This window comes from Maribacter litoralis (genome assembly GCF_003075045.1).
In the GTDB taxonomy this organism is placed as follows: Bacteria; Bacteroidota; Bacteroidia; order Flavobacteriales; family Flavobacteriaceae; genus Maribacter; species Maribacter litoralis.
Window position 1 is genome coordinate 810,962 of sequence record NZ_QCZD01000003.1, and the last position, 22,869, is coordinate 833,830.

Annotated in this window: 20 protein-coding genes; 16 read left to right on the plus strand and 4 right to left on the minus strand. The window is 33.5% G+C overall.

The window, feature by feature from the left end; all coding sequences use genetic code 11:
- Positions 1-3 precede the first annotated feature (3 nt).
- On the minus strand, positions 4-1,164 hold the full coding sequence (locus DCS95_RS15030; protein WP_116771589.1) for a DNA polymerase III subunit: 1,161 nt from the start codon (positions 1,162-1,164) through the stop codon (positions 4-6).
- 124 nt (positions 1,165-1,288) lie between these two features.
- On the opposite strand from DCS95_RS15030, the gene DCS95_RS15035 reads away from it, so the two are divergent.
- The 3 genes from DCS95_RS15035 (at position 1,289) to DCS95_RS15045 (ending at position 5,244) form a co-directional block, all read left to right on the plus strand.
- A complete protein-coding gene (locus tag DCS95_RS15035) occupies positions 1,289-2,479 on the plus strand; it encodes a phosphoglycerate kinase (protein WP_116771590.1) in 1,191 nt (396 codons plus the stop codon).
- A 116-nt stretch (positions 2,480-2,595) separates the two neighbouring features.
- A complete protein-coding gene (locus DCS95_RS15040; RefSeq protein WP_244178466.1) occupies positions 2,596-4,227 on the plus strand; it encodes a LysM peptidoglycan-binding domain-containing protein in 1,632 nt (543 codons plus the stop codon).
- Between the two features lie 12 nt (positions 4,228-4,239).
- Positions 4,240-5,244, plus strand: coding sequence for a DUF4837 family protein (locus tag DCS95_RS15045; RefSeq protein ID WP_116771592.1), 1,005 nt, complete (start codon positions 4,240-4,242; stop codon positions 5,242-5,244).
- A 100-nt stretch (positions 5,245-5,344) separates the two neighbouring features.
- Here the strand turns inward: DCS95_RS15045 and DCS95_RS20285 are convergent, their stop codons facing one another.
- The 3 genes from DCS95_RS20285 to tatA all read right to left on the minus strand — a co-directional run bounded on the left by DCS95_RS20285 (position 5,345) and on the right by tatA (position 8,738).
- The gene (locus tag DCS95_RS20285) at positions 5,345-5,521 is read right to left on the minus strand and encodes a DUF6747 family protein (protein WP_164674209.1); all 177 of its coding nucleotides are present in this window, start codon (positions 5,519-5,521) and stop codon (positions 5,345-5,347) included.
- A 279-nt stretch (positions 5,522-5,800) separates the two neighbouring features.
- Positions 5,801-8,236, minus strand: coding sequence for an OmpA family protein (locus DCS95_RS15050; protein WP_116771593.1), 2,436 nt, complete (start codon positions 8,234-8,236; stop codon positions 5,801-5,803).
- Positions 8,237-8,552: 316 nt separating this feature from the next.
- The gene (gene tatA / locus DCS95_RS15055; protein ID WP_116771594.1) at positions 8,553-8,738 is read right to left on the minus strand and encodes a twin-arginine translocase TatA/TatE family subunit; all 186 of its coding nucleotides are present in this window, start codon (positions 8,736-8,738) and stop codon (positions 8,553-8,555) included.
- Positions 8,739-8,935: 197 nt separating this feature from the next.
- Between tatA and DCS95_RS15060 the strand changes: the two genes are divergently transcribed.
- The 13 genes from DCS95_RS15060 to DCS95_RS15120 all read left to right on the plus strand — a co-directional run bounded on the left by DCS95_RS15060 (position 8,936) and on the right by DCS95_RS15120 (position 22,861).
- Positions 8,936-9,808, plus strand: coding sequence for a M23 family metallopeptidase (locus DCS95_RS15060; protein ID WP_116771595.1), 873 nt, complete (start codon positions 8,936-8,938; stop codon positions 9,806-9,808).
- Positions 9,809-9,816: 8 nt separating this feature from the next.
- Positions 9,817-11,322, plus strand: a complete 1,506-nt coding sequence (locus DCS95_RS15065) for a GH3 family acyl-acid amido synthetase (protein WP_116771596.1) — start codon at positions 9,817-9,819, stop codon at positions 11,320-11,322.
- 45 nt (positions 11,323-11,367) lie between these two features.
- Positions 11,368-13,050, plus strand: a complete 1,683-nt coding sequence (locus DCS95_RS15070) for a DUF6909 family protein (RefSeq protein WP_116771597.1) — start codon at positions 11,368-11,370, stop codon at positions 13,048-13,050.
- Positions 13,051-14,046: a hypothetical protein gene (locus tag DCS95_RS15075; protein ID WP_116771598.1), complete on the plus strand. Its 996-nt coding sequence runs from the start codon at positions 13,051-13,053 to the stop codon at positions 14,044-14,046.
- 3 nt (positions 14,047-14,049) lie between these two features.
- Positions 14,050-15,057: a dTDP-glucose 4,6-dehydratase gene (rfbB, locus tag DCS95_RS15080; RefSeq protein ID WP_116771599.1), complete on the plus strand. Its 1,008-nt coding sequence runs from the start codon at positions 14,050-14,052 to the stop codon at positions 15,055-15,057.
- A 2-nt stretch (positions 15,058-15,059) separates the two neighbouring features.
- The gene (rfbA, locus tag DCS95_RS15085; protein WP_116771600.1) at positions 15,060-15,920 is read left to right on the plus strand and encodes a glucose-1-phosphate thymidylyltransferase RfbA; all 861 of its coding nucleotides are present in this window, start codon (positions 15,060-15,062) and stop codon (positions 15,918-15,920) included.
- Positions 15,917-16,462, plus strand: a complete 546-nt coding sequence (gene rfbC, locus DCS95_RS15090) for a dTDP-4-dehydrorhamnose 3,5-epimerase (protein ID WP_116771601.1) — start codon at positions 15,917-15,919, stop codon at positions 16,460-16,462. Before rfbA ends, rfbC begins: the two co-directional genes overlap by 4 nt.
- Positions 16,459-17,235, plus strand: a complete 777-nt coding sequence (gene rfbD / locus DCS95_RS15095; protein WP_116771602.1) for a dTDP-4-dehydrorhamnose reductase — start codon at positions 16,459-16,461, stop codon at positions 17,233-17,235. The genes rfbC and rfbD overlap by 4 nt, the downstream gene beginning before the upstream one ends.
- Positions 17,236-17,254: 19 nt before the next feature.
- Entirely contained in the window at positions 17,255-17,836 is a 582-nt protein-coding gene (locus tag DCS95_RS15100; protein WP_116771603.1) for an acyltransferase, read from the plus strand.
- Between the two features lie 20 nt (positions 17,837-17,856).
- Positions 17,857-18,951, plus strand: a complete 1,095-nt coding sequence (locus tag DCS95_RS15105) for a DegT/DnrJ/EryC1/StrS family aminotransferase (protein ID WP_116771604.1) — start codon at positions 17,857-17,859, stop codon at positions 18,949-18,951.
- Entirely contained in the window at positions 18,952-19,890 is a 939-nt protein-coding gene (locus DCS95_RS15110; protein ID WP_116771605.1) for a Gfo/Idh/MocA family protein, read from the plus strand. It begins immediately after the preceding gene.
- 9 nt (positions 19,891-19,899) lie between these two features.
- On the plus strand, positions 19,900-21,207 hold the full coding sequence (locus tag DCS95_RS15115) for an oligosaccharide flippase family protein (protein ID WP_116771606.1): 1,308 nt from the start codon (positions 19,900-19,902) through the stop codon (positions 21,205-21,207).
- A 124-nt stretch (positions 21,208-21,331) separates the two neighbouring features.
- The gene (locus DCS95_RS15120) at positions 21,332-22,861 is read left to right on the plus strand and encodes an asparagine synthase C-terminal domain-containing protein (protein WP_116771607.1); all 1,530 of its coding nucleotides are present in this window, start codon (positions 21,332-21,334) and stop codon (positions 22,859-22,861) included.
- The last annotated feature ends 8 nt before the right edge of the window (positions 22,862-22,869 follow it).

Consider the following 22,869-nt stretch of genomic DNA (forward strand, 5'->3'; position numbering starts at 1 on the left):
AAGTTATTTAAGTTCTGTCTTTTTTTTGTGAAGCAATCGGGTAAGTTTAATAGATAAATCTGTAAAAATAATCTTTGAATTACCGTTTCTTTCCACATGATAAATCGCATCTTCCAATTCTTTGGTGATATCAAGAATATTATTTTCGTGAACAAAAGGAGCAAATTTCTTTAATTGAAATCCTTCGGCATGTATTTTTAAATATGCCAGTTCTTCTGCGCCATAATTGATCATCAGTGCTTGCCTCATCACAGTAATACAATAACTTAAAAAGTTCTTCTGTGTTTCCCTTCCGGTTTTTGCGACTTCTTCGCTCCATAACAAAAGGTCATGAATTGCAGCTTTGTTTCCTTTTGCCTTAAAAGCGGTTCTTACCCACTGTACAAACCAATTTTCAAAGACCAAATCTTCAGAATCTTTGTTCAGTAGATCTAAAGCTTTATTGAAATTACCGTTTGCCTCATGTGCCAATAACTTTGCTTCTGATTTATTGGCTCCCTTTTCAACTAACGCAGTAGCAATAGAATCTTCTGCTAAAGGAGGAAAGTGTACTACTTGACATCTAGATTTAATGGTCTGTATGATCTGTTCTTCGTCTTCGCAAAGTAATAGGAAAATAGTTTTTTCAGGGGGTTCTTCAATAAGCTTTAATAATTTATTGGAAGCTGCAATATTCATTTTTTCTGCCATCCAGATAATCATGACCTTGTAACCGCCTTCATAAGATTTTAAAGAAAGTTTCTTTACGATATCCTGTGCTTCGTCGACACCTATTTGCCCTTGTTTTTTTTCAATTTCTATGTATCTGTACCAATCGAACAAATTGCCATAAGGCTGTTCCATGATAAACTCTCGCCACTCTTTCATGTAGTGGTTACTTACGGCGTGAGATTTTACTTTATTTGAATTCGACACCGGAAATGCAAAATGAACATCTGGGTGAGCAAAAGATTTAAATTTTAGATTACAAGATTCATTGCCACCACTATTCTCTCCATTGGTATTTTGACAAATGATATATTGGGCATAAGCCAAAGCCATTGGTAATAAACCACAGCCTTCCGGACCTACAAATAATTGTGCATGGGGTATTCTACCGGCATCTGCACTTGAAGATAAATGACTTTTTATATGGGAAAGCCCTAAAATTTCTTTGAATAACATAGATTCAAATATAGTTGTTTATAGTACAACAAATTTAAGGGTATTGAGTGTAAATAATCTCTTTTAGCACTTTATCACAAACCTTTTAATCTTTACATTTGTTAACTAACAAAAGGATAATTACATGAAAGTATTAAATGACTTTAATTTTGAAGATAAAAAAGCATTGATAAGAGTAGATTTCAATGTACCTCTTAACGAAAACTTTGAAGTAACCGATACCAATAGAATTGAGGCAGCAAAACCTACGATTATAAAAGTGTTGGAAGATGGTGGTAGTGCTGTTCTTATGAGCCATTTAGGCAGACCAAAAGGAGAACGTAATCCAGATTTATCATTAAGTCATATTGTAGACGCTGTTTCTGATATCATTGGGGTTGCCGTTAAATTTGTAGGTGATTGTGTTGGCGAAGAAGCTGAAAAAGCTGTGGAAGATTTAAAGAATGGAGAAGTACTTTTGTTAGAGAACCTAAGATACTATAGCGAAGAGGAAAAAGGTGATGAAGGTTTTGCTGAAAAACTTTCTAAACTTGGTGATATTTATGTAAACGATGCTTTTGGTACGGCACACCGTGCACATGCATCAACTACTATCGTAGCCAAATTTTTTCCAGAAGCTAAATGTTTTGGCTTTTTGTTGGCAAAAGAAATTGATGCAATCGAAAAAGTAATGGCTACTGGTGAAAAACCTGTTTTAGCTATTCTTGGTGGGGCAAAGGTTTCATCAAAGATCACTATCATAGAAAACATTCTAGATAAGGTAGATGATTTAATTATTGGTGGAGGAATGACCTATACATTTATTAAGGCCCAAGGAGGTAAAGTAGGTGATTCTATTTGTGAGGATGATAAAATGGACCTTGCAATGGAAATTTTAGAAAAGGCAAAACAAAAAAATGTAAACGTACATATTCCTGTCGATGTGCTTGCGGCTGATGCCTTTGATGCAAATGCAAATACTCAGGTGGTGGATGTTGACAAAATACCAGATGGTTGGCAAGGGTTGGATGCTGGTCCAAAAACCTTGGAAATATTCAAAAGTGTTATTCTAAACTCTAAAACCATTCTTTGGAACGGACCAATTGGTGTTTTTGAAATGGAAAAATTTGCAGGTGGAACCATTGCTGTAGGTAATAATATTGCAGAAGCTACTAAAGCAGGTACATTTTCATTGGTAGGTGGCGGAGATTCAGTTGCTGCCGTTAAACAATTTGGCTTTGAAGACAAAGTAAGCTATGTATCAACAGGCGGAGGGGCAATGCTAGAAAGTTTAGAAGGTAAAACCTTGCCAGGGATCGCTGCAATATTAGCGTAGTCAGGGCATTATCGACAAACGGTATATGACGAAAATTTGTGCATTTTAAGAGAATATATTTTATTCTCACTAAAAAATGTACGATTTTCGTTTGTTCCGTTAAGATATTTCGCCCCATGATGAATAAAGTAACCTATAAAAGTTTTTGTTTTGGATTGGCACTGTTTCCTATTGTAGGTGCCGCTCAACAAAAAGATGCCAATTCAACAGTATCAGATTCTTTAAACAGTAGTATAATCGTTGTTCAAGATTCCTTGGATAATGTGGTACCGTTAGAACAACTGAATATAGTTCAAAGCTCAAATACAGAAAATTTGGCGTTGTTCAAGCCAACAGAATCTTCTACCTATAATCTTCAAGATCATGCGTTGGCCGCCAAGTTCGACAGTCTTTGGATGAAAGAACTTGTAGACGCCGCACCACTTTTTAACGAAATGTATCAAGAGGTATTAACCGAACCAGATACAACTGCGGCTTTTATACTTGATTTACCTACCGATACCTTAAAGATGCGTTTGGCACGAATGAATGAAAGAACGCCTTTCAATATCGAGTACAACTCATCTTTAGAAAGTGTTATAAAATCTTTTCTTACTAGAAAAAGAGATTTAATGGAGCGCATGCTTACCATTAGTCAGTTTTACTTTCCTTTATTTGAACAAGAGTTGGACAATAAGAACATACCTTTAGAAATGAAGTATTTGTCTATTGTTGAATCTGCTTTGAACCCCAAAGCACGTTCAAGAGTAGGAGCAACCGGGCTTTGGCAATTTATGTACGGTACGGGTAAAGAAATGAAGCTGAACATTAACAGCTATGTAGATGAACGTAGTGACCCAATAAAATCTACCGCGGCCGCAAGTAATTATTTAAATAGATTGTATCGAATATATAATGATTGGGATTTGGCACTGGCAGCCTATAATTCTGGTCCTGGAAATGTCAACAAAGCTATTCGCAGAAGTGGAGGTCAAAGAAATTATTGGAACATAAGAAGGAATCTACCCAGGGAAACAGCTGGTTACGTACCTGCTTTTCAAGCAACGATGTATATTTTTGAATATGCCGAGGAACACGGATTAAAAACTAAAAGAGCGGAAAGAGCGTATTTTGAAACGGATACTATTCATGTCAAGCACATGATTACCTTCGATCAGATTACAGAACTTACAGGCATCAATAAAGATGAACTAAAGATACTTAACCCACAATATAAATTAGATGTAATCCCCTTTGTAAAAGGTCGGTCACATGCGTTGAGACTTCCGGTGCATCAAATAGGAAAATTTGTAGCTAATGAAGAAGCTATTTATGCCCATGTTCAAAAAGAATTAAAGGAGAAAGAAGGGCTTATCGCTAAAATAGAAAAAGCAGCTGAAGGAAATAGCATACGTTATAGGGTACGCGATGGTGACTTTCTTGGAAAAATTGCAGAACGTTACGGTGTTCGTGTTAGTCAATTAAAACAATGGAACGGTTTACGAAGCAATAATTTGCGTATTGGACAAAGGCTGACCATTTACCCAAGAAAGAACCCTGGCTCTTCGGTTAAACCTAGGGAAACCCCTTCTAGAACTGCGGTTGCCAATAATTCGAAAATACATGAAGTAAGAAGTGGCGACTCTTTATGGACCATTTCTAGAAAATATCCGGGAGTTACTATCGAAAATTTGCGAAAATGGAATGGTATTAGTGGTAATAATTTAAAACCGGGCACAAAATTGAAATTGTGCGACTGTTCATCGTAAATTAAAACACCAATGAAAAAAAGAATTTTACTTTGCTTTTTAGCAATTTTAGGACTATCAATAGCTTGTAAGGAAGAAGGAAAAGCAGATTTCCTACCAGAATCTGTAGGAGCCATGAACACACTTACCGTTGTTATAGATAATGATTTATGGAATAGTAGTGTGGGCGATGCCATTCGTGAAAATTATACGGCAGCGGCACAAGGCTTAACTTGGGACGAAGCTCTATTTAGTGTCACCCAAATTCCGCAGCAAATATTTAGTGGAGCCATTCGTAACACTAGTTCTATTTTATATGTTATGGAAGATACTCTTAACGTTGCCCATATGAAATCCAATATGTATGCCAAACCACAAAAAGTGGGCGTAATTAAAGGGCATAATAAAGAAGAACTTATTGAGAACATCCATAAAACTGCAGAAGAATTCATAGCTGCTTACAAGGCTTTGGAAATTGGTAAGGCCCAAAAACGTTTTGAAAAATCATTGAATAAGGAAAAGGCCCTTGAGGACAAGTTTAATATTTCAATGAAAATACCTTCTATTTATAGAGTAGGCAGAGAAGAAGACAATTTTGTCTGGATAGATCGCCAGATTCAAAAAGGGAACATGAACATAATAGCCTATACGATGCCTTGGGATAGTTTTAAGAACGATTCTACTTTTGTTCAAGATATTGTTAAGATGAGAGATTCTATTGGCGGACTCTATATTGGTGGAGAAGATGTACCCGGTAAAAAGAATCATATGATAACAGAGAAAGCTTTTTCTCCATATGTTTTTCCTGCCGAGGTTTCTGGCAAAAAAGCAGCTGAGGTTAGGGGAATCTGGGAAATGTCTGCATATCCAATGGCAGGTCCGTTTTTGACCTATATTATCAACGATAAAGAGAATAACCGTAAACTGGTTTTAGAAGGCTTTGTGTTTGCTCCAGCTACAAAGAAAAGAGATTATATGTTCGAGCTGGAAGCGATATTAAAATCTGTACAATTTAATGTAGGAGAAGAAAAGAATTAATTTTCCCGTACTTACTATATAATAAAAGAGGCTCAGGTGTTTCCTGAGCCTCTTTTATGTGAATTAAGTTCTAATATTCAGAACCAAAAATTATACGGTCTTATAGATTACTAAATGTAAAACCGGTAGATACTCTGTATATCAATGCGTACATGGCAAAAGCAATCAACACAAAACATAACCAAGAGAATACTTTGAAGTAATGCTCTAAGATGTAGCTTTTCCAATTTCTAAAAGCTTCAATGTATATTTCCTTCACTAGAGTAATTTTTTCCATAATCAATATATTAGTTGTTGCTGGGTGTAAAGTTCACCATAATAGAAAGTTATATGGAATAGTTTAGGTGAAAGGATAATTAATACTATCAACTGTACCCTTTTAAAACCAAAATCTATGAACGGTTATTAGATCAGATTAACGACCGGTGTCATTATTTTATTGGATCGATAGAATGTATATTAAATGGGTTGAAGTGGTTTTCTGAAGCGTTTAGAAAAGAGTTATAAACAAAAAACCCGCTATAGAGCGGGTTTAATTACTTTGGTTAAAGTTGTATTACATATTCACGATAATGAATTCTGATCTACGGTTTAAGTAGTGTTCTTCTTCGGTACAGCGAACAGAACCATCACATTCATTGATTAAGCGTTCTTCACCATATCCAATAGCACTTTCTATACGTTTTGGATCGATACCTTGAGCTATAATATAGTCTCTTGTAGATTTTGCACGTTTATCAGATAGGTATTTGTTATATACGGCATCACCTCTAGAATCTGTATGAGATTCAATTTTGATGACCATGTTCGGTGAATCGTTCATAACAGCTACTAATTTATCAAGTTCTAAAGCGGCATCTTTACGAATGAATGATTTATCAAAATTAAAGTGGATCATCTCTGTTTTGAGTTTCTTAATACCATCTTCAACAGCGATCATATCATTAAGTTTTCTCATTGACACATCGACATTGACAATTTCGTTTTCTTTGGTAGCGGACTCTCGGGTATCATCAAAATAAGAACCTTTGGTAGTTTTTAAAACATATCTGGTATCTGCATCTAAATCCTCAAAAATGAAATTACCATTTTCATCGGTCTCCATTTCTTTAAGCTTTATATTGTTTTCATCAAGAAGCTCAACCAAGGCATTAGGCATAATATCACCGGTTATCAATTCGGTTACAACACCGGAAATTGCATTAATACTGGTCGGTATTTCTTCTACATGTAGTGTTTTAAATGAGTAGATATCATCGTCACCTTTACCACCACTACGATTAGAAGCAAAGTACCCTTTTTGTGTTTCTTCATCTACAATAAAAGAAAAGTCGTCTTTTTTACTGTTTACGGGTTTGCCTACGTTTCGTACTTCTAGGAATCCGGCTTCATCGTCGAAAGCCACTTCAAATACATCTAAACCTCCTAAACCTACATGACCATCAGATGAGAAGTATAATTTCTTGTCGTTTATAAATGGGAACATTTCTTTATGTTCAGTATTGATTTCTGGACCAAGATTTCTTGGCGAAGAAAAGGAACCATTTTCTAAGACATCAACCACAAAAATATCTGTTTCACCTATGCTACCTGGCATATCCGATACAAAGTATAATTGTTTACCATCTGGGCTTAAAGCTGGGTGACCAGTTGAATATGCATCGCTGTTAAATGAAACTTCTTCTGCTTCTAACCACTCATCATTAACCTTTCTAGAACGGTATATTTTTAAATGATTGATTCCGTTTTTGTCACGCTTGAGTTTTTTACCATAATTGTTTCTGGTAAAGTACATGGTCTCATTATCTGGTGAAAATGCAACTGAGGCTTCGTGATACTTGGTATTTATTTTTTTAGAAAATTTTAAAGCGTCTTTAAAGTCTTGTGTTTCTTCATTTACTTTGGCTACAAATAAATCTAAATAGGGTTGATTGTTCCATTTATATTTTCTGGTATTAAATATTGAAGAATCTTTTGCGGAGGCAAAAACCATTTGATCACCACCATAGTACATAGGTGAGAATTCAGAGTACTTTGAGTTAATACTAAGATTGGCAATATCAAATTTTCCTTCCATTCTTAGAAGTCCGTCCAATACAATTTCATTTTGCTTGGTTTGTTTTGCAACTTCTTCTCCAACTAATTTTCTATTGTATAATTTTAATAAACGCTTTGATCTCTTATAATTACCAATTCCTTTTAATGAATGTGCATATTTAAATAAGTAATCTGAACCCATATTAGATTCATACTTTGTATAAAGTATATTGTACCATTTATATGCGTTCTCCATATCTGTATTAAAATAATGCGCATCTCCTGCTTTCTTTAATACATCATAAGAATATGATTTTTCACCTTTTGACAATGCTTGTTCATACAACCTTGCTGCTTCAGCATACCACATTTTATCAAAATACTCATCTGCTCTTTTAACAAGTTTGGTTTTTGATTCTGGGTTTTCTGTTTTAGATGCATCAAGCATATCATATGTAACATCTTCTACAGCAATAGTTTCCATATCGTCCATAGATTCCGTATCACCATCTAGAATTTTTAACACCCATACTTGATCGTCATATTTACCATCAAATTTTGATGAGCAATCGTTCAAAGCATCACGCCAAGAATCGTAATGGTTTAAATAGACATAATAAAGTTGTGTCTCGGGATTTTGAAAATAGCCAGCATTAAAACCTTTTTTATTGAGCTTTCTTACTTGAGATTTTAAGTTTTTATCTTTTGAGAACGTGCCTGAAATAACGTAATAACCATTTTCTATATTTTCAATCTTATTGAATGCTCTATATGGAACGGGTATGGCTTCAGCAGCTTTTTGAAATTCTTTTTTGTCTTCCTCTTCATTAAACGCTAAAGTATTAGCGTCATAACCTTTTTCTTGAGGAAATTCTGTTTCTATGCCATCACCAAAATTTTGAGCATGGGCGGATAAAACAAAGACTAGAAAAATAAAATTTAAAACACTTCTCATAAATATAAATCTTAGCCGAATGATAAATTCAACAGGGGGTTAAGTATTGTACGAACGGTTTGCTATAGGTTTTTAGTGCCGTATGTCTAACGAAATTAGATTTATATGGGTATTCTAAATACTAATTGTTGTGAAAGAGGCTTTTTTTGTCGTGTACGAATATTATGTAGTAGCTATACGTAAGTGTAAGCACTGAATAAAGCATTAGATTGGAGATACTGTTGTTATGAAATTGAATGTGTTTTTAAAATTTTAAGCAAACAAAAAGCCCTGTAAAACAAGGCTTTATAATTGTGAAAGGAAGCAATCTTATTTATTACTCCTTGTTCTTTTCTTCTATTTGTTCATCCTCTTTAGAGGCGTCTTTAAACTCTTTGATTCCACTACCTAAACCTCTCATAAGTTCAGGAATCTTTTTTCCACCGAATAATAGTAGAATCACGACTACCACTAATATTATTTGTGGAGCGCCTATGGCCAAAAATGTAGATAAGAATGTCATAAGACTATAATTTAAAATATGGATTTCAAAGATACTAAAAACTACTGTAGAATTCTTCAGTATATCTAAATACGTTTTTCAGGTTTGTATATTTTAACTATTATTTGGGTATAAACGGGCAAAAAGCTATCGTTATTGCCGTTATATTTCTTAGGTGAATAGGTTTAAAATTAAATTCTAAGTTTATCTTTGTTAAGATGGCCAAAAAGAAAGTCAAAAAAAGAAAAGAGATAAAACGTAAACTACTGCATAAGTACCGTTTGGTTATTCTAAACGAAAGTACTTTTGAAGAAAAGATTTCTTTTAAATTAAGTAGGCTTAACGTATTTGTAACGGGTTCTCTTTTTATGATAGGTTTAATAGGTCTTACCACCTTATTAATTGCCTTTACTCCTTTGCGGGAGTATATACCTGGTTATTCATCAACCAGGCTTAAAAAGGAAGCTACCGAACTTACGTACAAAACAGATTCTTTAATAAGGACCTTAAATTATACCAATAAGTATTTAGACAATATTCGAATGGTATTAAAGGGTGACATAGAAAATACCGTGGTAAATAGAGACTCTCTATTTCAGCAATATAAACTAGACCCTGCATCTGTAGACTTAAGTCCGATTAAGGAGGATTCATTATTACGGGCCGAGGTTGCACTTGAAGATAAATACAATTTATTTGAACGTACGATCGATAAGAAAAATTTAGTTTTATTTACACCAGTATCAGGACCTATATCAATGGGTTTTGAACCAAATGAAAAACATTATGCGGTTGATGTTACCGCCGTTACCGATAGCCCTGTTAAAGCCGTTGCAAATGGAACCGTAATATTTTCCGAATGGACAGCAGATACGGGTTATGTAATTATCATAGAGCATGAAGGAGGACTTTTGAGCGTATATAAGCACAATGGTTCCTTATCTAAATTTCAAGGTAATATTGTAAGAGGGGGAGAAGTAATCGCTGCTGTTGGTAATACGGGAGAACTCACTACCGGTCCACACCTGCACTTTGAAATTTGGGATAACGGTACTCCAATTGACCCTACAAATTATATTGACTTTAATTAAATTCATAAATGTCTTTAAAGACTATTGCTGCTAAAATATTTGCTCACCGCATTGCCAAAAGAACGGCTAAATGGGTAAATAACCCTATTGAAACGCAAGACAAGGTTTTCAAAAGCCTAATTGCAAAGGCAAGCGACACTAAGTTTGGTAAGGACCATGGTTTTAAAACCATTAAAAAGCATAGCGATTTTATTGCTCAAGTACCTGTTAGGGATTATGAGGAGCTAAAATTATATGTAAATTTAGCTGTAGAAGGAAAAGAGGATATTCTTTGGCCTGGCAAACCACTCTATTTTGCCAAAACATCAGGTACTACTTCAGGGGCGAAATATATTCCTATTACAGAGGGTAGCATTAAAGAACAGGTAAAGGCCTCTAGAAACGCAATACTAAATTATATACATGAAACCGGTAATGCAGATTTTGTAACCGGTAAAATGATTTTTTTACAAGGAAGTCCTAAATTACAAGAGAAGAACGGAGTTAAACTGGGGAGACTTTCTGGAATATCTGCTCATTATGTTCCTAATTATCTGCAAAAAAACAGAATGCCTAGTTGGGAAACAAATTGTATTGAAGATTGGGAAACCAAAGTCAATGCAATTGTCGAGGAAACAAAAAATGAAGATATGACCGTTATTGCCGGTATACCTTCATGGGTGCAAATGTATTTTGAAAGACTCAAAGAAAATACCAATGAGTATGTAGGAGACCTTTTTAAAAATTTTGAGCTTTTTATTTATGGCGGAGTAAATTATGAGCCTTATAGAAAGAAGTTTGAAGCATTAATAGGTAGAAAAGTGGCAAGCATTGAACTTTTTCCTGCAAGCGAAGGATTTTTTGCCTATCAAAATTCGCAAAAAGAAAATGGCATGCTTTTGCTTTTGGATGCGGGTATATTTTATGAGTTTATCCGCTCAGATGAATTTTACGATGAACACCCCAAACGCATCACTATAAAAGATGTAGAACTAGATGTAGACTATGTAATGATAATCTCTACCAATGCAGGTTTATGGGGATATAATTTAGGTGATACCATTCGGTTTATTTCAAAAAATCCTTTTAAAATTGTTGTATCGGGGCGTATTAAACATTTTATTTCAGCCTTTGGAGAACATGTAATCGCTAAAGAAGTTGAAGAAGCAATGTTGGTTGCTACAAAAGCTACAGATGCAAGTGTAAGTGAATTTACGGTAGCTCCCCAAATTGTGCCGGCTGAAAATGAATTGCCATATCATGAATGGTTCATTGAATTTGAAAAGTTACCAAGTGATATGGAATTGTTCATCAAAGAACTTGATTTGGCTTTACAGCAACAAAACAGTTATTATTACGATTTAATAGTGGGTAAGGTGTTACAAACCTTAAAAATAACTCCGGTACAAAGCGGGGCCTTTTTAGAGTATATGAAGTCTATTGGTAAACTTGGCGGACAAAATAAGGTGCAACGATTGTCAAATGATAGGAAAGTAGCCGATGGCTTGTCAAAATTTAAGCTTAGTAATAGCTAACTTTTAATAACAAATTATAAATCGTAATTTCGATCGAAATTTTCAATGGGAAAAGCAATTACAACAACTAGAGCTCAAGAATCTACAAATGCTATTGAACGCATGTATATTACTATGCGCCATTTGTTTAATAGAGGGTTTTATAAGCCTAACGGCGTTTCTGGGGAAGCTTTAAAAAATGCGCTTTTACAACTAAGGCCCGAAATATATGGATCTGTAGGCGAGGAAAAGGCAGAACTCAACGGACTTATTTACGTTTTGGAAAGATTGCCAGAAGGTATAGAACAGTGTTCATTCATCAATTTAACTTCAGATGAAGGATATGGTATTTCACATATCAATCCAATAATTCCTCCAAAAAGAAGAAGAAACTGTTATCGTATCGACGATGAGCAAATGAATATTGAGATAACAAGGGGTCGTTCAGATATCTATGATATTTTAACCCACCTAACCTTTCTGTTCATTGAATCTGAGAAAATCTGTAAAAAGGTACTGATAACGGATACTGATAAAACAATTAGAGACTGGACTAAGCTAGAGAATGCGGTTCAAAAAGAAGAACTACCGCAATCGGAACGTGAAATTGCAATTATCCATACGGCAAATATCTTAGGAAGATCGTTTGAGGAGATATTAGAGGTATATAAAAAGTTCAGTACCAAAGATAATCCCGATCGCTTTTTAAAAGTAATATACTGGTTAGGTAAACTTGCACTTGATGAAGAGATAACGGGTGAGAAAAGGGCCATTACTTTTAGTGCACTTTTAAGGGAGAGATTGGGACATCATATTCACGGTGAAAGATGGGCAAATAATATAAAAGAGGTATTAACACAAAATAATCTTTTACATAGACCTATTCATATCATATCTGCAAATATGCATAGTGTAATGAATTCACTATTTGCTAAAGCAGCATTAAAAAGTGAATTTCCAAATACAGATTCATTAGAAATTTTTGAAGCACTAAGTAGTTCTGGTAATGCAGCGCTAAGAAAGAAAGTTATTGATGTAGCTGAAGAAAACGGAATGATCGCTATTGATGATACATCTGGGACAAATATTGATGTTCAAATTTTTGATACGGCGAAAATAAAAATCAATAATTGCTCGTACGAATTTTCGGAAACACAGGATGATAAAAAACCTGTTATATTTGTAATGGATTACGCATTTGGCGAACAGGCATATGAAACTATCGATGAGTTATTGAAGCCATATGTAACTAAAAAGAATGGTTCTTCGTTAATTAATGTGGACTCGGTTTCAATTATGGGTAAAGCTGGTATTCTAGAAGGGGGAAAAGGAGATTTAATGATTCCTTCTGCACATATTTTTGAAGGAACGGCAGACAACTATCCTTTTAACAATGAATTGTGTGCTAAGGATTTTGAAGGATATGGTTTACAGGTTTTTGAAGGTACTATGGTAACCGTGTTGGGAACATCACTACAGAATAAAGATATATTAAAGTTCTTTCACAAGTCCACATGGAACGTTATCGGACTGGAAATGGAGGGAGTGCATTATCAAAAAGCAATTCAGTCAGCTTCAAAAATTAGAAAAAGTATAGGCGAAGATGTAAAAGTACGTTATGCATATTATGCATCAGACAATCCATTGGAAACAGGAAGCACATTAGCTTCAGGGGGATTGGGTACAACAGGAGTAAAACCTACATACTTAATTACAGATAAAATTTTAAAGCAAATATTTACTACATAAATGGCAAGCAATCAATCACCATCTACCCAAAACAACTCAGACGAAATTGATTTGGGGCAGTTATTTCAATTAATAGGAAGGGGCTTCAATGCTATTTTTCGTTGGATTTTAAGAGTTTTTCTGTATTTCAAAAAAAATCTACTCATACTTATTGGTTTAGTAATTGTTGGACTAGCGATTGGTTATGGGTTAAATCAGATAAGTTCTAAAAAATACAAGTCAGAGGTAATTGTTAAACCTCAATTAGAGAGTAAGAATTATTTGTACGATGTTGTAAACGAGATTCAATCTAACATTCAAGCAAAAGATACCATGTTCTTTAAAGCTATGGGAATCAACGGTATTGATTTTACAGGTCTGAAAATTCAGATTGCAAGGGTTGCCGAAGTTAGTAATTCAGAAAGTGATTTAAAATATTTAGAGTTATTGCAAAGCTTTGAAAACACCGATGCGATTGCAGATATCGTAAGGGCTGAGTTACAGAATAAAAGTTCGTTCAATCATAGAATAACCTTTTATTACAATAACGCGGAATTTGGTAAAGAATTTGCAAAAAGGGTGATGGACTATATTAATTCCAATACCTACTTCAACGGATTATTGGAAATTCATAGAACTAACGCTCAAAATCGCATTGCCCAAGATGAAAAATTGCTAAAACAAGTAGACGAAATCATTGTAAATTATACGAATAGTTTAGCTCAAAGCGGAAACAGCAATTCTTCAGACAAAATTATTCTTGACAACCAAGAACAAGTTAATATAGCTGATATCTTTGAATATAAAACCAGTTTGATTAGGGACATTGAAACTAAGAAACTAGAACTGGAAGAAAGCACCGCTCCCGTAAGCATAATTAATCTCGGTGAAACCCAGGTAGAACATACATCCTTTTTTGGTAAAAGTATTGTGTTGATTCCCTTAATATTTGTTTCTGTGTTTTTCATTTTATCTGCTTTAATTTACTTGAATAAAAAGTCAAAATCAATAATGTAATTTATGGCGAGCCACCTATTGAACAACGCAATTCTAATTACAGGTGGTGCTGGTTTTATAGGAAGTAATTTTATTAGTTACTTTTTAGGTAAGTACCCGAAGACTAATGTGATTAATTTAGATAAACTAACTTATGCTGGTGATATAAAAAATACTGCAGAGTTAGCTAAAAACCCAAATTACACTTTTGTAGAAGGTGATATTTGTGATACTGAATTAGTTAAAAACTTATTTCATGAGCATACCATTAGCGGAGTAATTAATTTTGCTGCGGAATCACACGTAGATAATTCCATTAGTTCTCCAAAGCAGTTTATTAAAACCAATATTGAAGGTACTTTTACCCTCTTAGAGGTAGCAAGAAAATTTTGGAACGGCAAAAATTATAGATTTCACCATATAAGTACAGATGAAGTTTATGGCTCATTAGGAATAGACGGGTTTTTTACAGAAAAATCTAGCTATCAACCGAACAGTCCTTACAGCGCTTCTAAGGCGTCTTCAGACTTTTTAGTTCGAAGTTATCATCACACATATGGTATGAACGTTGTAACCAGTAATTGCTCTAATAATTATGGGCCAAAGCAGCATGATGAAAAATTAATTCCTACTATCATTAAGTCTGCTATAAAAGGATTAAAAATTCCGATTTATGGAAATGGTAAAAATGTAAGAGATTGGTTGTTTGTAGAGGATCACTGTAAGGGAATTGATGTAATCTATTCTCATGGGGTAGCTGGAGAAACATATCTTTTGGGAGGAAATAATGAATTTGACAATTTAACGATTGCTAATAAAATTTGTGAAATTCTTGATAAAAAGGTTCCTAGCAATAAAGGAAGTTATAAAAATCAAATAGAATTCGTAGAGGATAGATTGGGTCATGATTTTAGGTATGCTATAGATGCATCTAAAATAAAAGCAGAGCTAGGTTGGAAGTCTTTAGAAAGCTTTCAGTCTGGTTTAGAGAAGACAGTTGACTGGTATTTAAAAAAATATCAATCTAAATAATTATGAAAGGAATTTTACTTGCAGGCGGTACGGGATCTCGACTTTGGCCTTTGACAAAAGCATTAAGTAAACAGTTAATGCCAATTTACGATAAGCCAATGATTTATTATCCGTTATCTACGCTAATGATTGCTGGAATAAGGGAAATTTTAATAATAACGACACCAGATGATTTACCGTTATTCAAAAAACTACTATCAGATGGTAAACAATTAGGTTGTACATTTCAATATGCTATTCAACCAGAACCAAAAGGTTTGGCCGAGGCTTTTATTATTGGTAGGGAGTTTATTGGTAATAACAAGGTTGCTTTAATTTTAGGAGATAATATTTTCTATGGGAATGGGCTGGAAAAATTATTGAAGGCAAATTCTAATCCAGAAGGCGGTATAGTTTATGGGTATCATGTAAATAATCCAAATAGATATGGTGTAGTTGAATTTGATGAATCTGGAAAAGCTATTTCTATTGTTGAAAAACCTCAAATTCCTAAATCCAACTATGCAATTCCGGGAATTTATTTTTACGATAATAATGTAGTAAAGATAGCACAGCAAATAGAACCGAGCAATAGAGGAGAACTGGAAATCACTGATGTAAATATTGCTTATTTAAAAAGGGGAAAGTTACAAGTAAGTGTTCTTGATAAAGGGATTGCATGGCTAGATACTGGCACCTTTAGTTCTTTGATGAACGCATCTCAGTTTGTACAAGTAATAGAAGAACGTCAAGGTTTGAAAATAGGCTGCATAGAAGAGGTAGCATATACCCAAGGCTTTATTGATACAAATCAATTGGAAAAGCTGGCAAAGCCGTTGTTAAAAAGTGGATACGGCGAATATTTAATGAATTTGATTAAATGAAAATAACCGAAACTAAACTAAAAGGTTGCTTAATTCTAGAGCCTCAAATTTATGAAGATAAAAGAGGTGTCTTTTTTGAGGTCTTTAAAAAAAATGAGCTAGAAAGTGTTTTAGGTTATAATATTGATTTTGTACAAGAGAATACTTCTATTTCTAAGAAAGGTGTTTTAAGAGGTTTACATTTTCAAAGAGGAGATAGCGCTCAAGCAAAGTTAGTTTCCGTTCAAAGAGGCGAGGTAGTCGATGTAATTGTTGATATTAGACCCGATAGTGCATCATTTGGTCAACACATTAAGGTTAATTTATCTGAGGCAAATAAAAAATGTATTTTTATACCGAAAGGTATGGCGCATGGTTTTTTAGCCCTTACCAATGAAGTGGTGTTCAATTATTTATGTGATGGCTATTATAACCCTAAACATGAGTCGGGAATATTATTTAACGATTCTGACTTAGCAATAGATTGGGGCTATCCTTCATCTGAATTAATAGTGTCAGAAAAAGACTTATTATTACCGACTTTCAAAAAATTAATGGAATGAAGAAGGTTTTAGTTACAGGGGCCAATGGGCAGCTAGGACAGTGTTTACAGAAAATTGCTCCAAACTATAAGGACCTAGCTTTTGTTTTTAAGAATTCCAAAGATTTTGATATTACAAATAAGAAGCAAGTAAATTCTTTATTTGCAGTAGATAATTTTGATTACTGTTTAAACTGTGCCGCCTATACAAACGTCGAACAGGCAGAAAAAACACCTGAAATAGCATTTAAAGTAAATGCGGAAGGAGTTAAAAATCTGGCTTTAATATGTAGGGAATATGATACATTTTTAATACATATTTCTACGGATTATGTATTTGACGGGGAGAAAAAAGAACCTTACACTGTGGATGATATACCGAATCCAATAAATGAATATGGTAAGTCTAAATTGCTTGGCGAAAAGTACATTCAAGAGATTATAGAAGATTATTTTATTATTAGAACTTCTTGGTTATATTCTGAGTTTGGTAAAAATTTTTATACTATTATTTTGAGTAAAGCTAAGGCAGGCGAAGTTCTTTCTGTTACTAACGAACAAATCGGCTGTCCGACGAATGCGAATAATTTGGCTATTTATATTTTAGATTTGATAATTCAGAAAGAGGAGTATATCAGAATATTACATTTCACTGATGATAAATCGATGACATGGTATGAATTTGCAAATAAAATTTTAACAGAAAATAACTTACACAATAGTACTAAACTAAAAATAGCTAAGAATTATTGTACTTTTGCTAGAAGGCCAAAATATAGTGTTTTAAAGAAATAGAAAATCAAACCTCAAAAATATGTCTTCCCATACATTTTATTCTCATGAAACTGCCGTAATTGATGAAGGTTGTGAAATAGGAACAGGAACTAAAATATGGCATTTTTCACATATTATGCCAAATTGCAAAATTGGTGACAAATGTAATATCGGTCAAAATGTAGTAGTTTCTCCAAAAGTAACTTTGGGTGAGAATGTTAAGGTTCAGAATAATGTGTCTATTTATACTGGCGTTATTTGTGAAGACGATGTTTTTTTAGGTCCGTCTATGGTTTTTACTAATGTTATTAATCCTAGAAGTGCAATAGTCCGTAGAGATAATTATCAAGAAACCCTTATTAAAAAAGGAGCTTCAATTGGGGCAAATGCAACAGTAATTTGTGGAAACTCCTTAGGTAAATATTGTTTAATTGGTGCAGGTGCAGTTGTAACCAAGAATGTACCTGATTATGCACTGGTTGTAGGAAACCCCGGTAAGCAAATAGGATGGGTTGGTGAATATGGACATCGTTTAAACTTTTCAGATGAAAATACCGCAATTTGCCCTGAAAGTAAACAGGTATATAAATTAGAAAATCAAAAAGTTACTAGAGTAAAGTAATTTAGAAAATTAGGTTATTTATGAAAATTGATTTTGCCAATTTAACTAAAGCGTATCAAGAGCATAGTAGTGAATTTGAAAATGCAGTGTTCGATGTTATGTCGTCTGCACGCTATATATTAGGTAAGGATACTGAAGATTTTGAAGCTTCTTTAAAAAATTATGTAAAAAGTGATTTTGCTTTAGGGGTTTCTTCTGGTACAGATGCTCTTTTATTAGCAATGATGGCTCTTGGTATACGAAGTGGAGATGAGGTTATTACAACCCCATTTACTTTTATAGCTACTGCAGAGACAATTGCTTGTTTAGGCGCTAAACCTGTTTTCGTTGACATTGATGAGAAAACATTCAATATTGACCCATCCAAAATAGAAGCTGCTATTACCGATAGAACAAAAGCTATTTTGCCTGTTTCTCTTTATGGTCAAATGGCTGATATGAATACTATTAATGAGATAGCAAGTAAACATAATTTATTTGTAATAGAAGATGCCGCTCAAAGTTTTGGTGCTCAGTATAATGGGCAGCTTAGCTGCTCGATGTCCACTGTTTCCTGTACAAGCTTTTTCCCCGCTAAGCCATTAGGCTGTTTCGGTGACGGAGGTGCATTGTTCACCAATGATAAAGATTTGTATGAAAAAATGAAGGCTATGCGGGTTCATGGTCAAGTTAAGCGTTACACTCACAAGTACATAGGAATGGGGGGTAGATTAGACAATCTGCAAGCTGCTGTTTTAAACGTAAAGCTCCCTTATTATGATGAAGATATTAAAAGAAGGCAAAATGTAGCTAAGAAATACACAGCGTTGTTAGCGGATCACCTAATAACGCCTGAGATAGAAAAAGGTAGAACATCTGTCTGGGCACAATATACTATAAGGGTAAAAGATAGAACAGCCCTTCAAAGTAGCTTAAAAGAAGTCGGAATACCCACTGCTGTTCATTATCCAATTCCTATGCACCTGCAAGAGTGTTTTGCTTATTTAGGATATAAAATTGGTGATTTTCCAATAAGTGAGATCTGTGCAAATGAGGTAATGAGTTTGCCCATGAATCCATATTTATCCGATCAGGAAATAGAATATATAACTACAAATTTGATTAAAAACTTATAAATGAAAAACTTTGCACTGATAGGAGCAGCTGGCTATATAGCTCCTAGGCATATGAAAGCCATTAAGGATACAGGAAACAATTTACTTACCGCTTTTGACAAAGGAGATAGTGTAGGGGTTATCGACTCTTATTTTCCTAATGCAGATTTTTTCGTCGAATTCGAACGTTTTGATCGCCATATCGAAAAATTAAAATATGAGAAAGATACTTATCTTGATTTTGTAAGTATTTGTTCCCCAAATTATTTACATGATGCTCATATCCGTTTTGCGCTTCGAAGTGGGGCCGATGCAATTTGTGAAAAGCCACTGGTTTTAAATCCGTGGAACATAGATAAATTACAACATGTTGAAGAGAAAACAGGTAAGAAAATTTTTAATATACTTCAATTACGTGTTCATCCAAGCATTATAGCATTACGTGAAAAAGTACAGAATGCAAAAAAAGATACAAAATTTGAAGTTGATCTAACATATCTTACTTCACGTGGACACTGGTATCACACCTCATGGAAGGGAGATAAATCTAAGTCTGGAGGGATTGCAACCAATATAGGTGTGCATTTTTACGATATGCTTTCATGGATTTTTGGTGATGTTCAAGAAAATATTGTTCATGTACATGAAAACGACCGGGCAGCAGGCTATTTAGAGTTTGAGAATGCAAGGGTAAAATGGTTTCTTTCCATAAATTCAGATTATTTGCCCAAAGACATAAGAGAGAAAGGCCAAACTACTTTTAGGTCCATAACTATTAATGGCGAAGAATTGGAGTTTAGTGGTGGTTTTACCGATCTTCATACTATGGTGTATAAAGATATACTAGCAGGTAAAGGATACGGTGTAGATGCTGCTAGAACAGCTATAGGGATAGTACATAATATTCGAAATACAAAACCGGTTGGTTTGAAGGGAGAATATCATGGGTTTTTAAAATAATAGTTAATATTGAAAAAACTTCAGATAAAGTATAAAAAAATAGTTGGATCAGATTTTGTAAAAAATTCTTTTAAAATGGGAATGGGAGTTGTGGCGTCACAACTCCTTAATTTATTATATATACCTCTTTTTTCCAGAATTTTTGCGCAAGATGCTTATGCAATTCAAGGTAATTTTTTGTCAATTCTAAACATTGTATTTGTAGTTGCATCTATGGGACTAACCTCGGCAATGGCTGTTCCAAAGAAGCAAATAGAAGTCGATAAAATACTTAGAGTTGTTTTATGGTGTGCCTTATGTATAAGTTTATTTATTCTGATAGGTTTATTGCTATCAGATATGCTCAATCTAGATCTAAGTCTCTTTATTTTTAAAGTCGATGGATATTTAATTAGTTTTCTATTTCCCATAGCTATTTTTTCTAGAACTGTAATGTTTGTGTATGAAACACGTATTTCTCTATTAGGAAACTTCAAACTATTATCCTTTACAAAAATACTAAGTTCGTTAGCTTACGGGATATCAACTTATATCGCATATAATTTATCTAAAACAAATGATTTAAGTTTAATTATAGGAAATACTATTTCTTATGGTATAATAGCGTTATTGCTGTTTAAATTTTATAAAGTTGACTTTTTACGGTTAAAGTTGAGGGAGATAAAAAGTGTCTTTGAAAGGTATCAAAGATTTATTTATTTCTCAATGCCTAATATGTTAATGAATGCTATATCAAGTGCTCTACCCATAATTTTACTCTTGGAGTTTTACGGTAAGGACATTGCTGGGGAATACAGTATGGCAATTAAAATTGTAGCAATTCCTGTGTCTTTTATAGTTGCTTCTTTAAGGTCTGTGTATATAAACAAGCTGGCAAAAACCTTTCAAAATTCAAGAGATAGATTCTATAATGTAACAAAAAAGATAATGGCATATTCTCATACAGGGTCTGCTTTTATTTTTTTCTTTTTATTTGTTCTTTCTCCATATATAATCCCTGTGTTTTTAGGAGATAATTGGAGTGCGACTTATAAGTATGTTCAATTATTATGTCCTTGGTATTTCATGTTAATAGGTAATTCCCCACTTTCTGTAATTTTTGATATTATAGAGAAACAAAAGGAAAACTTTTTTAGAGAAATTTTTCTGCTATTGTTTAGAGTTCTGGCAATTATTTTAAGTTATATTTTCGGACTCGATGGTTTTTCTTGTATCGTCAACTTTGTTATAGTTAGTGTAATCTTTAATATCTTTCTATCTTGGATGATATTATTTTATTCAAAAAAAGTTACAACAATCAATGTCAATTTAGAGTGATTTAGTATATAATTTTATATTATAGATGGAGGTCAAATAGCGCTGATTCTCTAGTTATGGGCAATACCTAAAAATGGGTAGGTATCATATCAGTTGTATTTAAACAAAAAAGTATAGTACTTAAATGGACGTAAATATTTTATTAACTGACCAGAATAGTTTTAAATGGAGTGTCAACCAAAACATTTATGTTTTGGGATTTCTTTTTGATTCCGAGAACCGTATATTAAGAGATGATGATTTTTTGACATATTGTGAAAATATTAAGGACTTAGACACATTTAAAAATAAAATTTTAGAACAAAGAGGAAACTTTGCCGTAATTATAAAAACTAAGAATGATGTTTTCATGGCGGTTGATTCAATAAGAACATTTCCTTTATTTTATTTAGAAAAAGACAACTCTTTTTTTGTGTCGGATTCGTCAGACTACCTTCAAAAAACACATTGCTTGTCATTTGACAAAACAGCGGAGCATGAGTTTTTGGCTACGGGATATGTAACCAAAGACCATACATTGTTAACTGGCTTGTTTCAACTTCAGGCTGGTGAGTTTATTCAATATTCGTTAAGCAAAGGGTTATTACGAAAGGAATATTACACTGATTACTTGACTCATGAAATAAATTTAGAAGAAGATTACGGCGTTTATAAAAAAAAATTGGCGACGGTATTGGAGAACGCTTTGGATAGAATGTTAAATTTTGTCGATGGCAAACCTATTTTGGTTCCTCTTAGTGGAGGGTATGATTCTCGTTTAATTGTATGTATGTTGAAAAAACGAGGTGTTGAAAATGTAATATGTTATACTTATGGAGCTACTAATAGTCATGAAGTGATTATAAGTAAAAAGGTTGCTGAAAGTCTAAATTACAAGTGGCTCTTTATAGAGTATAATGAGAATACGATTCCTCATGACTATTTGACAGATCCTGATTTTCAATCTTATTATAAATATGCCTCGAACCATTCGTCCGTTTTTTTGTTACAGGATTATTTCGCAGTAAAACAATTAAAGGAAAAGGAATTAGTTCCCAATAATTGTATAATATTACCAGGTCATTCGGCAGATTTTTTAGCAGGCAGCCATTTATCTCTCACAGATATTAAGAATGATAATAGGGAAAATACTATTAGGAGAATATTTGATAAACATTATAACTTAAATAAACCTGTTCAATTTTCGCAAGAAAATAATGATTATTTAAAACAGATATCCTGTAAATTTGAATATGCAGTGGATGAAAACTGGAACCTTAAAGAACGCCAAGCGAAGTTTATTGTTAATTCAGTTCGAATATATGAATTCTTTGGTTTTGAACATTATCTGATTTTCTGGGACCGTGAAATACAAGAATATTTTAAAACACTTCCAGTTGAATACAAGCACAGAACAAAATTATATTTAAAATTAATTTTTGAAGATTATTTTAATCCATTGTCGGTTGAATACCTGAAAGAAAAAAGTGAGATTAAAGATTTATTAAAAAAAATGCTTCCAAATAAGATAAAAGAAAAATTAAGAAAAAAACTTGCTAGTGATTTTAATAAATTTGATTTGATGAAAAAACCACTAAAGATTCAAGGTGATGAAGTAGATACAAACATCAACTCTTATATTGCCAAATGGTATTTACAACAAATAACCCTATAAATAAATAT

Excerpts from the sequence above, each read along its gene's own strand:
- DCS95_RS15075 (WP_116771598.1), top strand. The coding sequence starts at position 13,051 with ATGGCAAGCAATCAATCACCATCTACCCAAAACAACTCAGACGAAATT.
- DCS95_RS15060 (WP_116771595.1), top strand. The coding sequence starts at position 8,936 with ATGGCCAAAAAGAAAGTCAAAAAAAGAAAAGAGATAAAACGTAAACTA.
- DCS95_RS15070 (WP_116771597.1), top strand. The coding sequence starts at position 11,368 with ATGGGAAAAGCAATTACAACAACTAGAGCTCAAGAATCTACAAATGCT.
- DCS95_RS15105 (WP_116771604.1), top strand. The coding sequence starts at position 17,857 with ATGAAAATTGATTTTGCCAATTTAACTAAAGCGTATCAAGAGCATAGT.
- DCS95_RS15040 (WP_244178466.1), top strand. The coding sequence starts at position 2,596 with ATGATGAATAAAGTAACCTATAAAAGTTTTTGTTTTGGATTGGCACTG.
- DCS95_RS15120 (WP_116771607.1), top strand. The coding sequence starts at position 21,332 with ATGGACGTAAATATTTTATTAACTGACCAGAATAGTTTTAAATGGAGT.
- DCS95_RS15050 (WP_116771593.1), bottom strand. The coding sequence starts at position 8,236 with ATGAGAAGTGTTTTAAATTTTATTTTTCTAGTCTTTGTTTTATCCGCC.
- DCS95_RS15065 (WP_116771596.1), top strand. The coding sequence starts at position 9,817 with ATGTCTTTAAAGACTATTGCTGCTAAAATATTTGCTCACCGCATTGCC.
- DCS95_RS15100 (WP_116771603.1), top strand. The coding sequence starts at position 17,255 with ATGTCTTCCCATACATTTTATTCTCATGAAACTGCCGTAATTGATGAA.
- tatA (WP_116771594.1), bottom strand. The coding sequence starts at position 8,738 with ATGACATTCTTATCTACATTTTTGGCCATAGGCGCTCCACAAATAATA.
- DCS95_RS20285 (WP_164674209.1), bottom strand. The coding sequence starts at position 5,521 with ATGGAAAAAATTACTCTAGTGAAGGAAATATACATTGAAGCTTTTAGA.
- DCS95_RS15045 (WP_116771592.1), top strand. The coding sequence starts at position 4,240 with ATGAAAAAAAGAATTTTACTTTGCTTTTTAGCAATTTTAGGACTATCA.
- rfbA (WP_116771600.1), top strand. The coding sequence starts at position 15,060 with ATGAAAGGAATTTTACTTGCAGGCGGTACGGGATCTCGACTTTGGCCT.
- DCS95_RS15030 (WP_116771589.1), bottom strand. The coding sequence starts at position 1,164 with ATGTTATTCAAAGAAATTTTAGGGCTTTCCCATATAAAAAGTCATTTA.
- rfbB (WP_116771599.1), top strand. The coding sequence starts at position 14,050 with ATGGCGAGCCACCTATTGAACAACGCAATTCTAATTACAGGTGGTGCT.
- DCS95_RS15110 (WP_116771605.1), top strand. The coding sequence starts at position 18,952 with ATGAAAAACTTTGCACTGATAGGAGCAGCTGGCTATATAGCTCCTAGG.
- rfbD (WP_116771602.1), top strand. The coding sequence starts at position 16,459 with ATGAAGAAGGTTTTAGTTACAGGGGCCAATGGGCAGCTAGGACAGTGT.
- DCS95_RS15035 (WP_116771590.1), top strand. The coding sequence starts at position 1,289 with ATGAAAGTATTAAATGACTTTAATTTTGAAGATAAAAAAGCATTGATA.
- rfbC (WP_116771601.1), top strand. The coding sequence starts at position 15,917 with ATGAAAATAACCGAAACTAAACTAAAAGGTTGCTTAATTCTAGAGCCT.